Annotated in this window: 15 protein-coding genes and 5 tRNA genes; 13 read left to right on the top strand and 7 right to left on the bottom strand. The window is 56.4% G+C overall.

Annotated elements, in window-relative coordinates:
• Positions 1–337 precede the first annotated feature (337 nt).
• The 3 genes from BUB44_RS14240 to BUB44_RS14250 all read left to right on the top strand — a co-directional run bounded on the left by BUB44_RS14240 (position 338) and on the right by BUB44_RS14250 (position 2490).
• On the top strand, positions 338–649 hold the full coding sequence (locus BUB44_RS14240) for a helix-turn-helix domain-containing protein (protein WP_073167526.1): 312 nt from the start codon (positions 338–340) through the stop codon (positions 647–649).
• 221 nt (positions 650–870) lie between these two features.
• Positions 871–1305, top strand: coding sequence for a hypothetical protein (locus BUB44_RS14245; RefSeq protein WP_073167529.1), 435 nt, complete (start codon positions 871–873; stop codon positions 1303–1305).
• Positions 1306–1308: 3 nt separating this feature from the next.
• Positions 1309–2490 carry a tyrosine-type recombinase/integrase gene (locus BUB44_RS14250; RefSeq protein ID WP_073167531.1) on the top strand — a complete coding sequence of 394 codons (1182 nt, stop codon included), beginning with the start codon at positions 1309–1311 and terminating at the stop codon, positions 2488–2490.
• An 88-nt stretch (positions 2491–2578) separates the two neighbouring features.
• Here BUB44_RS14250 and BUB44_RS14255 read toward each other — a convergent pair.
• From BUB44_RS14255 to BUB44_RS14270, 5 genes are all read right to left on the bottom strand, one after another.
• A tRNA-Ala gene (locus tag BUB44_RS14255) sits at positions 2579–2654 on the bottom strand.
• A gap of 126 nt (positions 2655–2780) precedes the next feature.
• On the bottom strand, positions 2781–2909 hold the full coding sequence (locus tag BUB44_RS16030; RefSeq protein ID WP_278244209.1) for a hypothetical protein: 129 nt from the start codon (positions 2907–2909) through the stop codon (positions 2781–2783).
• A gap of 85 nt (positions 2910–2994) precedes the next feature.
• Entirely contained in the window at positions 2995–3231 is a 237-nt protein-coding gene (locus BUB44_RS14260) for a hypothetical protein (protein WP_027356146.1), read from the bottom strand.
• Between the two features lie 155 nt (positions 3232–3386).
• Positions 3387–3944 carry a hypothetical protein gene (locus BUB44_RS14265; protein ID WP_073167534.1) on the bottom strand — a complete coding sequence of 186 codons (558 nt, stop codon included), beginning with the start codon at positions 3942–3944 and terminating at the stop codon, positions 3387–3389.
• 87 nt (positions 3945–4031) lie between these two features.
• Positions 4032–5606, bottom strand: coding sequence for an ABC transporter substrate-binding protein (locus BUB44_RS14270; RefSeq protein ID WP_073167537.1), 1575 nt, complete (start codon positions 5604–5606; stop codon positions 4032–4034).
• A 207-nt stretch (positions 5607–5813) separates the two neighbouring features.
• On the opposite strand from BUB44_RS14270, the gene BUB44_RS14275 reads away from it, so the two are divergent.
• Positions 5814–6680 carry a TIM barrel protein gene (locus BUB44_RS14275; protein ID WP_073167538.1) on the top strand — a complete coding sequence of 289 codons (867 nt, stop codon included), beginning with the start codon at positions 5814–5816 and terminating at the stop codon, positions 6678–6680.
• A gap of 17 nt (positions 6681–6697) precedes the next feature.
• On the opposite strand, the gene BUB44_RS14280 is transcribed toward BUB44_RS14275, so the two are convergent.
• Complete coding sequence (locus tag BUB44_RS14280; RefSeq protein WP_027356142.1) at positions 6698–7183, bottom strand: hypothetical protein; 486 nt, start codon at positions 7181–7183, stop codon at positions 6698–6700.
• 184 nt (positions 7184–7367) lie between these two features.
• Here BUB44_RS14280 and BUB44_RS14285 point away from each other — a divergent pair, with 184 nt between their 5' ends.
• The 9 genes from BUB44_RS14285 (at position 7368) to BUB44_RS15240 (ending at position 11504) form a co-directional block, all read left to right on the top strand.
• The gene (locus BUB44_RS14285) at positions 7368–7826 is read left to right on the top strand and encodes a pyruvoyl-dependent arginine decarboxylase (RefSeq protein ID WP_027356141.1); all 459 of its coding nucleotides are present in this window, start codon (positions 7368–7370) and stop codon (positions 7824–7826) included.
• 20 nt (positions 7827–7846) lie between these two features.
• Positions 7847–8680: a polyamine aminopropyltransferase gene (gene speE, locus BUB44_RS14290; RefSeq protein ID WP_073167541.1), complete on the top strand. Its 834-nt coding sequence runs from the start codon at positions 7847–7849 to the stop codon at positions 8678–8680.
• Positions 8681–8696: 16 nt separating this feature from the next.
• Positions 8697–9566 carry an agmatinase gene (gene speB / locus BUB44_RS14295; protein ID WP_114362198.1) on the top strand — a complete coding sequence of 290 codons (870 nt, stop codon included), beginning with the start codon at positions 8697–8699 and terminating at the stop codon, positions 9564–9566.
• A 185-nt stretch (positions 9567–9751) separates the two neighbouring features.
• Positions 9752–9828, top strand: a tRNA-Asp gene (locus BUB44_RS14300).
• Positions 9829–9836: 8 nt separating this feature from the next.
• A tRNA-Phe gene (locus BUB44_RS14305) sits at positions 9837–9912 on the top strand.
• Positions 9913–9955: 43 nt separating this feature from the next.
• Positions 9956–10030: transfer RNA gene (locus BUB44_RS14310), tRNA-Gly, on the top strand.
• An 8-nt stretch (positions 10031–10038) separates the two neighbouring features.
• Positions 10039–10114, top strand: a tRNA-Cys gene (locus BUB44_RS14315).
• A gap of 119 nt (positions 10115–10233) precedes the next feature.
• A complete protein-coding gene (locus BUB44_RS14320) occupies positions 10234–11181 on the top strand; it encodes a site-specific integrase (RefSeq protein ID WP_073167545.1) in 948 nt (315 codons plus the stop codon).
• A 143-nt stretch (positions 11182–11324) separates the two neighbouring features.
• Positions 11325–11504, top strand: a complete 180-nt coding sequence (locus BUB44_RS15240; protein ID WP_131821644.1) for a hypothetical protein — start codon at positions 11325–11327, stop codon at positions 11502–11504.
• A gap of 458 nt (positions 11505–11962) precedes the next feature.
• Here BUB44_RS15240 and BUB44_RS14330 read toward each other — a convergent pair whose 3' ends face one another.
• Positions 11963–12274, bottom strand: a complete 312-nt coding sequence (locus BUB44_RS14330) for a type I phosphoribosyltransferase (RefSeq protein WP_073167550.1) — start codon at positions 12272–12274, stop codon at positions 11963–11965.
• Positions 12275–12365: the final 91 nt, after the last annotated feature.

Here is a 12365-nt window from a genome sequence, read left to right on the forward strand (position 1 = left end):
AAATCCTGTTCGGCACGTAAAAACACCAGGCGGTAACCAAAGTCAACGTCCCCTGGTTACCGCCGATACCAGGGGATAAATTTTTCCCCAGGCTTTTTTGATTTAAACCTGGACTTCCTCCGGCCGCCAGAACCCTTCTTCTTTTTGCCGCCAGAAGGAGCCATCAACTTCCGGACCTCTTTTTCTACGGCAGGGTCATACGGCCACACTTCGCAGGAACACCCGGGGCACTCCCAGAAGGTGTCCCCCCGCAGCTTTTGTTGAGCCATTGTTTCCCCGCAGAGCGGGCACAAAACTTTCCTCTCCATGCCTTCAGTATACCATGGGAGGGTTTGACGTGCGCGAGGAACGGCAAGCAAAAGTGGCAATGGCTGTTCGTCTAAGGCGGGCAGGCTGGTCCTTCCGCCGGATAGCCGATGAGCTTGGTGTGTCCCACCAAACGGCGCGGCTATGGTGCATGGATGCCGCTAAAGTGTTTCGTGAGGAAGCAAGGGAAAAAGCGAAATGCCGGCCAAAGACCGCCGTTGGCAAAAAGAAGCCCAGGCAGCTTATCACCCTTTCCGGCCCCTGGTGGCGGGAGGCCCCTGCCGTGGTGCGGGTGGATATCATCACCGGGCAGATACTGGCCTTCCGCTGGCCGTTGGAATAGCCTCCAGGCTTGCAAAACGCCCCTGGAAGACGGGATGGTAGCCGGGTAAGAAAATCATACATGCCCGGTTTTTTCATGGCCTTATAGGGCCTTCTACGGCCTTCCAGCGGCCCTTTCCCGGCCCGCCCCATTTCCGCCGGAACCAACCCTGGCTTTCGGGTGCGCCGTCCTTGACTAATACCTGCTATTGGTATAACATAGACCTCAAAGGGGTGTATGTTATGCGGGTGGTTTGGGAGAAAACAAAACCCAACAGCAAGCGGCGTTATGCCTATTTTCGGCACAGCTACTGGGAAAAAGGAAAGGTAAAGCCCCTGAACGTTTATTTGGGCAAAACCCTGGAGGAAGCCGAACGGCGGCTGGAACAAGAGATGCTGAACGGATTTGGGCGCGGCTGGGTGCTGACGGCAGACGAGAAGGCCAAACTGATACGGCAGTTAAGGGAGCTGGCCCCGCCGGAGGCCCTGGAGCCAACACCGGACTGGAGGAAGCAGGTAGCAATCCGGGCGGTGCGGCGGCTGGTGGAGAGGTACAAGGCCAGGCCGGACATAGCGGAGCCTCTTCAGAAGGCCCTGGAAGCCATCGAAGCGGGCGGGCAGGTAAATCACCTTCAGGAGAAAATACCCCGGCCTTGGAGGGCAATTATGGAGGTGTAGAATATGGCGGGCAAGCGCGGGCACGGTGAAGGGACAATCTACAAGCGTAAGGACGGGCGCTGGGAGGCTAAGGCAAGCATTGGCTTTGACCCGGCCACGGGCAGGCTGAAGCGGGTGACGAAATACTTCCAGACCCGCAAGGAGGCCCAGGACTGGCTGGCGAAGGTGGCCCACGAGAAGAACACCGGTGCTTTCGTGGAACCGGCCAGGGTGACCCTGGGGGAATGGCTGGACAGGTGGTTAGAAGTCTACGTCAGGCCGTCTGTTCGCGACACCACATACCAGAACTATGAAACCTACATCCGTGTCCACATTAAGCCTGCCCTGGGCGATAAACCCATTCAGAAGCTGATGCCGGGGGATTTGCAGGCGTTCTACAATGCGAAGCTGGAAGGCGGCCGGGCTGACGGCAAAGAGGGCGGCCTGTCCACCAGGGCGGTGCGTTACCTGCACTTTCTCCTGAGCGCGGCCCTGAAGCAGGCCGTCAAGGAGGGGCTGGTTTCCCGGAACGTGGCCGAAGCCACGAACCCGCCAAAGCAGGGAAAAAAAGAGATTCAATACCTCACCACGGAGGAAATCCAGCGATTCCTGCAGGTGGCCCGCGAAAGCCGGTACTATGTTGCCATGCTTACCGAGCTGGGAACAGGCCTGCGGAGGGGAGAACTGCTGGGGCTGAAGTGGGAGGACGTGGACCTTAAGCGGGGAGTAATCACCGTCAGGCGGCAACTGGTGCGGGCGAAGGGAGGCCCGGTTTTTCACGAGCCAAAAACTGATGCCGGAGTGAGGACGGTAACCCTGCCGGCAGAAGTCCTGCGGGAGCTGAAGGCCCACAAGGCCCGCCAGAACGAGGAAAAACTGCTACTCGGGAATGCCTACGAGGATTCAGGCCTAGTGTTCTGTCAGGCCAACGGGCGGCGGCTGGAGCCCCGGAACTTTACCCGGCATTTCGACAACCTGCTGAAAAAGGCCGGAATCCGGCACGTGTCCTTTCACTCATTGCGGCATACCCATGCCACGGAGCTTTTACGGCTGGGCGTGAACCTGAAAACCATTCAGGGCAGGCTGGGGCATAGTAACTTCAACGTGACGGCTAATTTCTACGCACACATAGCAGATGAACTGCAGCAGGAAGCGGCTGAAAAAATCAACGGTGTCCTGAAGGTAAAAAAACAACCCGCCGGATAGACGGGTAAATGGAAATCCCATTGTCGTAAGATTGTCGTAAAATTGGCCTCCGGGAACCTTTCCCAAACCCCGGAGGCCTTGATTTTCCTGGTGGAGGCAAGGGGACTCGAACCCCCGACCTCTAGAGTGCGATTCTAGCGCTCTCCCAGCTGAGCTATGCCCCCATGGCAATAAGGATTATACCATGAAAGCGTCCTTCTTACAAGGGGTTTGCTTTCTACCGCGGCTATTAAAGTGGTTGTGCTGAATTTCTGCATTGCCCGCCATATTCTTAGCATGTAAGACCTCTGCTATTCCCTGGGCTGGATGTAACTGTAAACAAAATAAGCCGCCAGGGATAACCAGCCCGCGCCCATGAACAGACCCAGGGGGATGGCCCACCAGGTGGAAGGGTTTCTTTTTCTTTCTTCCCTGGACATTTTCACACCTCCGGGTTTATTATTCCCCGGGCGGGGAATTCTAAAAACAAGACCCTACCCGTCGAGGGTAGGGATTGTATTAAATTTAAGATACCTTTTGCATGGCTTCCTGCTTCTGTTTTTTGTTAAATTGTTCTTCTGCATAGTCCGTGGAAATGAGATAAAGGTTAACCCATAATTCGTGTTCATTGTTTTTTCCGTCCAGCTCCCGGGCCAGTTCTTTAAATTTTTTTTCTACACGGTCTTTAAAGGCTGAAAACTCCACCAGCAAGTCCACCACTTCCCGGTGACTGTATGATGCTCCATCCCGTAAGACCTTCACTGGATTCCCCCCCAAAAACAGTTCTTATACTCATTATACAAATTAAGGTAAATTTGTTAAGGGGTAGAAGATGTCTAAAAGAACCCGCTTTTGTTGTAAAAAACATAAATTTAACGGGGCCTGTGAAAGGCCCCGTTAAGTAGATGCTGCCGGTTTTAGTTGTTCGATAAAACGCCGGTGTAATTGGGCTGGTAGTTGCCCTGTTCATAGATGCTGCCCTGGAACCCGCCGCCCTGGTAACCCATCTGGCCCTGCTGGGCCCAGCCGTACTGCCCCGCGGTGCCGTACTGCTGGCCGGTCTGGTAGCCGCCAAACTGGCCGGCGGTACCCTGCATGGCATAGCCGGAGACGTTTCCATAGGTAGCGGGCTGGGTTGCGTACTGGGTGATGTTATAGCCACCGGCGGTTCCGTAACGTCCGGTGTTGAACTGGGTGCCCTGGCCGTACTGGCCGGTGAAAGTTTGATAGCCCTGGGTGTAACCGCCAAAACCGGCCTGCCCGTACTGCGCGGTATACCCTCCCTGGGCCTGGATGGTGGAACTGATTTGCTGGGCCATACTGCTGAGGCTGTTCAAATCCTGCTGCATTTGACCGGCAATAAAGGTTAAGCGCTGCAATTGCTGCTGCTGGATCTGGTTGCACAGCTGGCTGATGGAACTTGCTTCATCCCTTAATCTTTGAATTTGCTGCTGCATTTGAAAGATCTGGTGCACAAACACTCCCCCTCGAATTATTGTACTCAGCCATAGTATGGGTGAAAAATTCCAGACTTATTACTGGTATATATAGGTATTTTTAATTTATTTTTCATTTTGCTTCAATTGAACGTTGCCCAGGAATGGTATGCCCTGGGGGCGGATAATCAGACCCTGAATATTCCCGGCCGCGGCTACGGTGTGCAGGCTGTGATGGAGGAAAACCACAGGTGCATCTTCCTGGAGATACTTTAAAACCTCCTGGTAAATCCGGGTCCGGAGGGTGTTATCGGTGGTCTGCTGGGCGCTGGCCAGCAGGGTATCTACTTTGAGGTTGTGGTAGTGGGTGGCATTCAGGCCGCCGGAAATCTGGGTGGACGAGAAAAGGGTGAACAGGAAGTTGTCCGGGTCGCCGTTATCGCTTGTCCAGCCATAGATAAAGGCATCCCCTTCCTGGCGGTAGATGGCTTTTTTAAACTCGTCCCAGGGGTAAACCTTGACGGAGCAGGAAAAACCCGCTTTTTCCAGCTGCCCGGCCAGGGCCCGGGCCAGCCTTTCCCCTCCCGCCGGGTTATAGGGGCGGGTGGAGTTATAAGCCAGGAGCGTAATTTGCACTCCCGGGGTGTAACCGGCAGCCAGCAGTTCCTGCCGGGCCTTCCCGGGATCCGGTGATACCGGTTCAGGCGTCTGCTCGTAACCCAGGGTTCCGGGGGGCAGGGGGCCTCTGGCTACCAGCACCCGGCCGGGGAAAAGTTGTTCTGCCAGTTCATAGGGGTTGCAGGCCTGCCGGGCTGCCCGCCGCAGTGCCGCGTCGCGGAACAGCCCCTTATCGGTGTAGAAACCCAGGTAGCTGATGTCCAGCCCGGGGGTTTCGATCACCCGGAAGCCCCTGTTCTTTAAGTTTGCCACCTCCTGAGGGGGAATACCCTCGCTGATCTGGGCTTTCCCGGCCAGGAGGAGTTCCGCCCTTTTTGCCGGGTCGGGGACGGAGCGGAAGATCACTCCCGGTATGGAGGGTTTGACCCCCCAGTAATTGGAGTTGGCCGCCAGGACGACTTCACCGTCCTTCCACTGCTGGATAATAAAGGGTCCCGTTCCCGCCGGGTGTTTCCAGAACTCTTCTTTATATTGCTGGAGGGCCCGGGGGCTGACCATGGGGGCGGCTACGGGCATGGCCAGGTTATAGAGAAAAGGGGCGTAGGGGTATTTTAAGTTAAACCGCACGGTCAGGGGATCTATAATTTCCACGGATTGGACCATGCCGTAGGTAAAGGCGGCATAAGTATAACGTTCCTGCTGTTGGAGCATCCTTTCGACATTAATTTTTACCGCTGCGGCGTTAAAGGGTGTACCATCATGAAAGGTCACATCGGACCGCAGGTAAAAGGTCCACTGCCGTCCGTCGGGGGAAGCTTCCCACCGCACGGCCAGGCATGGTTCCACTTCCGTACCCGTCCTGAGCCGGACCAGCCCCTCGTAGATATTTGCCAGCACGCGGGCGGAAGAAGGGTCATCCGCCCGCGCCGGGTCCAGGGTGCGGGCGGGCGACTCCAGCAGATATACCGGAAATTCCTGCTTCTGCAGGAGCCAGGATGTGGGCACCACCGGTACCAGCCATTTAATGTAAAAGATCCACAGGCAGATACCAAGGGTTAACAGGAAAATGATCCGTTTGCGCATGAGAAGGTCCTCCTCAGCCTGCTTCTGATATATTTAACCAGTAATGTATAATACGTTATAAATATGTAATAACCTTCCATATAAGATTGACAAACTTTTCTTTTACCCCTATCCTTTTAGCAGGAAAAGGGTTATTATTGTCGAAGGAATTGCCACTTCATATAGCTCTACTAAATATAGCTCTACTAAAAGGAAGGGAGTAGGGTGATGGGGATACGTTTCGGGCCGGCGGGAAACCCACCGTCCTTTCACGCGCAGGGTTATAAAAGCTCCCTGGACATGCCCGCCTGGTTGCGGGGTCAGGGCCTGAATGCCTATGAGTACCAGTGTGTGCGGGGAGTGCATATCGGGGAGGCTACGGCCAGGAAGCTGGGTGAGCAGGCCCGGGAAAACGGGGTTTCTTTAAGCATTCATGCCCCTTATTACATTACCCTGGGAACCGATGACCCGGTTTTAAAGGAGAAAACCAAAATGCACCTGCTCAGGGCCATGCAGGCGGCCATGTGGATGGGAGCCTCGCCGGTGGTCTTTCACCCCGGTACGGGAGGTGGAAAAGAGCGGGCTGCTGCCATGGCCCGGGCCAAAAAACTTCTACTGGAGGTTTTGGCGCTGGCGGAAGATATGGGGCTGGGGGAGATCCGCGTGGCCCCGGAAACGGCGGGAAAACCGGCGCAGCTGGGCAGCCTGGATGAGGTGCTGGAGTTTTGCACCCTCGATCCCCGGGTGGTGCCGGCGGTGGACTTCGCTCACCTCCACGCGGCCGGCCGGGGGGCGTTGAAATCGATGGAGGATTTTGCTATCGTTCTGGACAGGATAGAGAGCCGGCTGGGTAAGGAGGCCGTTCGGAAGCTGCACATTCACTTCAGTCCCATTGAGTTTACCGGGGCGGGGGAACGGAGACACCGCACCCTTTTAGACGGGGGTTTTGGCCCCGATTTCAGGTTCCTGGCCCGGCTAATCGTGGAAAGAAAGCTCACGCCCACCATTATTTGCGAGTCCGCCGATCGCCAGGTGGAAGACGCCCTTATTTACAAAAGGATTTATGAGCAGGTAAAAGAAGAGGCAGAGGGATGAACCCCCTGCCCCGGCTTTTAGTGGGTCTCGACGTCCTGGCCGCCAAACTGGCGCAGTACCGTGGCGGCATCATTGGCCTTGTTATCATCGCAGCGGACGGAAACCAGGATGTTGCCCTGCTTGACCTTTTCCTCGTAATAACGTCCCCGTTCCGCCGGGATACCCCAGTCGATCAGTCCCCCGGCAATGCCGCCGGTGGCGGCGCCGGAGAGCAGTCCCGCGATGGGGCCGGCGGCTACAATGGGTCCAATGCCCGGGATGGCCAGGGCACCGGCCCCGGCAATCAGGCCGGCCAGGCCGCCCAGCACTCCTCCGGTGGCGGTACCGTCGGCCACCGGGTCACCGCCCATGGTGGGCCCGGCTTCAGCACGCTGTTCGTTGCGTGCGACATCCTCCTTGGCTACCACAGAAATCTCGCGGTCAAAGCCCCGTGAACGCAGTTCTGCAACGGCCCTGTCCGCGGACTCCCGTGATGAGAAAGTTGCCAGCACTGTTTTAGCCATGTTTTAACCTCCCTCAATTTACTGGTTTCATCATTCGATGGTTAGAATGTTATGGGGAGGAATTTTTCATACCAGGAATATTATGGTACGGGCTCTGGTTAATAAAATAGTTTATTTTTTCATGTCTTTTGTTATAATATAACTTGTTGTTTTTGGATAAGAACATAGAAAGGGGGAATTTGCCGTGTTACCCACCCCAAAGAAGTTTTTTCTGACTGCTGCCAGTGCCGAGGGAAACAGCGAATTAACCGCCTTTGATAACGCTCTCCTGGCCGGCCGGATTGGCAACATCAACCTGATCCGGGTTAGCAGCATTCTTCCTCCCGGAGCGGAGTACGATCCTGAATTGTCCATACCTCCCGGTTCCCTGGTGCCCACTGCTTACGGGTATATAGTCAGCGAGAATCCGGGGGAATTAATTGCGGCGGCCGTGGGTGTGGGCTTTTCCGAGGACACCTTCGGCGTGATCATGGAGTTTGCAGGTAAGTGCTCGCAGAAGGAAGCTGAAGCGCGGATTGAAGCTATGCTGCGGGAAGCCTTTGCTACCCGGGGCATGAAACTGGTGGACATGAAGATTGCGGCTGCCGAACACCGGGTGGAGAAAATTGGCTGCGCCCTGGCGGCAGTGCCCATGTGGTATTAATCTTTCCTGGGGGTATGGTCATGAACTGCTGGTTCACCGAGCTGCAAACCGATCATATGAAGCTGAGCTGCCGGGTGAAAAGGGTTCTGCATGAAGAAAAGACGCCCTTTCAGCATCTGGCCGTCTATGACACGGTGCAATTTGGACGCCTGCTGGCCCTGGATGATGTCATTCAAACCACCATTAAGGATGAGTTTGTTTATCATGAAATGATCGCCCATGTGGGTTTAAATACCCATCCCAACCCGCGCCGGGTTCTGGTTATCGGCGGAGGGGACGGGGGTTCCATCCGGGAGATCATCAAGCATTCCTCGGTGGAACAGGCTGTCCTGGTGGAAATTGATGAAAGGGTAATTGCCGCGGCCAGGGAATATCTTCCGGAAATTAGCTGTGCCCTGGACGACCCCCGGGTCAGGGTTATAATAGACGACGGCATCAAGCATGTGCGGGAAAACCGCAATGCTTACGATATGATCATTGTGGATTCCACCGATCCCGTGGGTCCCGCCGAGGGGCTTTTCAGCAGGTCCTTTTATCAGGACGTTTATAATGCCCTGACGGAGGACGGGCTGTTTGTCGCCCAGACGGAATCGCCATTTTTCAACCAGGATATTATCGCCCGGGTATTCCGGGATGTGAGGAGCATTTTCCCCATTGCCAGGCTGTTTTTGGCCTGCGTACCAACCTATCCCGGCGGTTTGTGGAGCTTTACCATGGGCAGCAAGAAGTTTGATCCCCGGCAGGTGAAGGTGGAGGAATTACCCGCCCTGAACACCAGGTATTACAGCCCGGCCATTCACCGGGCGGCCTTTGAACTGCCCCCCTTTGTGGCTGAACTGGTGAAGCAGGATTAGGCGGCGGGGTGTGTTTATGCTTGGAGAAGGGCTGGAAAAGGGCGGTGTATTCATGGGGAGTGCCGGTGATTACGGGCGATCTTCGCTGGTGATCCTGGGCGCTCCCCTGGATTTAACCGTTAGCTTTCGTCCGGGGACCCGTTTTGCCCCGGCCTGGATCCGCCAGGTGAGCGTGGCGCTGGAGGAATACAGCCCCGTCCTGGAGCGGGAGCTGTCGGAATATGCTTATTACGATGCTGGGGATATTATCCTGCCCCCGGGCAACCTCCGGGAAAGCCTGGGCCGGATTAATGCGGCGGTAGCCTCCATCCTGGCCGACGGCAAATTCCCCCTTTTGCTCGGGGGGGAGCACCTGGTAACCCTGCCGGCGGTGGAAGCCGCGGCCGGCCGTTACCCCGATCTGGCGGTGCTGCACTTTGATGCCCACGCCGATCTCCGCGAGGAATATCTGGGGGAAAGGCTCTCCCATGCCACGGTCATGCGACGGGTGGTGGAGGTGGTCGGGGGAGATAATGTCTTTCAATTCGGCATCCGTTCGGGAACCCGGGAGGAGTTTTCCTTCGGCCGGAGCAGCACCCACTTTTACCCCGGGGAAATCCTGCCGGCCCTGGCCGGGGTAACCGGCCGGCTTGAGGGTCGCCCGCTTTACGTAACCCTGGATATTGATGTTCTGGATCCTGCTTTTGCCCCGGGGACGGGTACGCCGGAGCCGGGGGGATGCACACCCCGGGAGATCTTCCAGGCGCTCTACCTGCTGGCGGGATGCCGGGTGGTGGGCATGGACCTGGTGGAGGTGTGTCCCGCCTGCGACCCCGGGGAGCGCACGTCCCTGCTGGCGGCCAAGATTGTGCGGGAAGCCATTTTATGCTTCGGGCGGGGGAGCTGAAATCTCCTGCCCCGGTGTAGCTGCCGGGTGGACGCCTTAATTCCCGGTTGGTAACAGCGGTGGCAATGAGTGGGGCAAAATTTTTTGCCCGACATTTAAAAATACCAATTGACATTTGGGCTTAGTTTTTGTATACTTAAGATTGTCAGCGGAAGGGGTAACAACCCCGAAGGAGCAAGCAAAGCGGAGCTGTGGTGTAGTGGTCTAACATGCCGGCCTGTCACGCCGGAGATCGCGGGTTCGACTCCCGTCAGCTCCGCCAATTTATGTGCCACGGTAGCTCAGTTGGTAGAGCAGCGGACTGAAAATCCGCGTGTCGCTGGTTCGATTCCGGCCCGTGGCACCACCTGGACAAACCGAAAAAAATAATATATAATATCACCAGGCATGCGGAAGTGGCTCAGTGGTAGAGCATCGCCTTGCCAAGGCGAGGGTCGCGGGTTCGAATCCCGTCTTCCGCTCCATTTTTTATGGCGACATAGCCAAGTGGCTAAGGCGGCGGTCTGCAAAACCGCTATTCCCCGGTTCGAATCCGGGTGTCGCCTCCAATCAGTAAAATCAGGCCTTTTCCGAAACGCCGGAAAGGGCCTTTTTTATTGAGACCGTTATTCCTGAAATGCCCTTCCCAACAACAACGGTCTCGGCAGGAAAGGGGAGGAAGGGCAACATGCCAAAGGTGGTCAAACTGCAAAAGCAGGCAAGCCGGACGTGGGAGGAAGTGCTTGATGATTTCCTGTTCCAGAAGAAAGCGGAGGGCAAGGCAGAACGCACCATCAAAGACTACCGGGTGAGGTTAAGCAAGTTCTTTCAGGCCTACCCTGACGCCTGGGGTGACTACGAGGCCTTGCGGGCCGCCGTTAGACGCTATTTCGCGGGATTGGCGGACAAAGCACCGGCTACCTATAACCTGCCGCTGGAATACCTGCGGGCTTTCTTCAACTGGTGCATATCTGAGGGTATCCTGGCTGCCAATCCCACCGCCGGGCTGCACAAAAGAAAGGATGAGGGCAGGGCCAGGGACATTCCACCGGACGTACTGGAAAAACTCCTGGGCCTGCCCAACAGAAAGACCTATACGGGTATTCGCGATTATGCTTTGATTCTCCTTCAACTGGACTGCGGTCTGAGGCCGGGGGAAGCACTGAGGCTGGTTCCCTCCGATTTCAACCTGCGGGCCTGCCAGGTTACTGTTTCCCGCGAAAAGGCCAAAACCAGGGTTTCCCGGACGCTTACCTTTTCCCTCACCACGGCAAAAGCCATCAGGAGGCTGCTGGAAGTAAGGCCGGATGATTGGGATGATACCGTTCCCGTTTTCGCCAACCAGGACGGGCAGCCAATGCTGGTCAACTCCTGGTCGGCCAGGGTGAGGAAATACGCCCGGAAAGTGGGGTATCCATTGACGCCGTATTCCCTGCGCCATTCCTCCGCCATCATGTTCCTGCGGGGCGGCGGCCACGTCTACGCCCTGCAAAGGATGCTGGGCCATGCAGGCTTGACTATGACCAAGCGGTATCTTGCACTGACGGAAAATGACCTGGCTGAACAACACGCCGTAGCCTCCCCGGTGAAGCAGCTATTGCCGGAGAGGACAAGGGTAAGGAGGGTGAAGAAGTAGCAATGCAAAGGCAAGGGTGAGGAAAGTCACATGAGGAAAACCAGACCGGGCCGGGCACGTCCCGGCCTTTCCCTTTCCCTCGCGACACTAGTGTTTAACACTAGTGCCCGCACCCCATTGCTACGTTTGGTTTTAAGGGGTATTTGTCGCTGGCAAAGGGTTTTATACTTACCCGCCGGGAATACCCTCCGAAATGCGCTTCTACGCCGTCCTGCTGCGTCCTGGAGGGGCATTTTACCGGGGTGGATGTGGCCGGGCAGGAAGGGTCCTTTTCACCGGGGCGGGCAGGGACCACCGTTACGGTGATACCCGTCATAACCTGAAAACCTTTCCTGTACGTGTTACCTTCTTCATGGCTGTGTGCATTACCCTGCCGGACCATTGCCAGGAAGTGCCCCAAAAGAGGGCCTTTTCCCCTGGAGGCCGCATTTCGTCCGGGTCTGGCGGGCCTTTTGCCTCCCGCCGTCTTCGGTATGGCTTGTTCGCACAAAACAGCTATGCCAGCGTAGCAGAAAAAGGGGTAGGGAACAGCAGTCCCGGGAAACAGCAGTTAAAACTTACCTGTGACCGGTCAGGGTATGCCTCCTGTTTCCACCCTGGCTGCTGGTGCGAACATTGCTTCGCAAACTTTGCACCCGAAAGCCTGGGTTGGTTCCGGCAGAAATGGGGCGGGCCGGAAAAAGGCCGCTGGAGGGCCGTAGAAGGCCCTACAAGGGCACGAAAAAACCGGGCCAATGGTTACTTGCCCGGCCAGAAACCCCGCTCTTAGGACCGCTCTGCGTCATTCCAGGGGCCACCTGTTCACCAACACCCTGCCGCTAATAATGCAGACATGGACCACGGGAGGGGCCTCCCGCCACCAGGGGCCGGAAAGGGTGATAAGCTGCCTGGGCCGCTTTTTGCCGACGACAACCTTTGGCCTGGCCTTCGCTTTTTCCTGGATGTCCTCGCGAAAAACCTGTTCGGTGTCGGAAAGCAACCATAGCCGTATCGTTTCGCGGGACATGTCCAACCTGCTGGCTATCTCGCGGAGTGACATGCCTGCCGCCCGGAAGTTCCTGGCCATTGCCTGCTTCGCTTGCCGCTCCCACATGTTTCCCCCACCCCTGAAAATATGATACCATGATGGTATGAGAAAGCCAGTCAAATGCCCATTTTGCGACGAAGTGATGACCCAGAAGGAA

Source organism: Desulfofundulus australicus DSM 11792, assembly GCF_900129285.1.
Taxonomy (GTDB): domain Bacteria; phylum Bacillota; class Desulfotomaculia; order Desulfotomaculales; family Desulfovirgulaceae; genus Desulfofundulus; species Desulfofundulus australicus.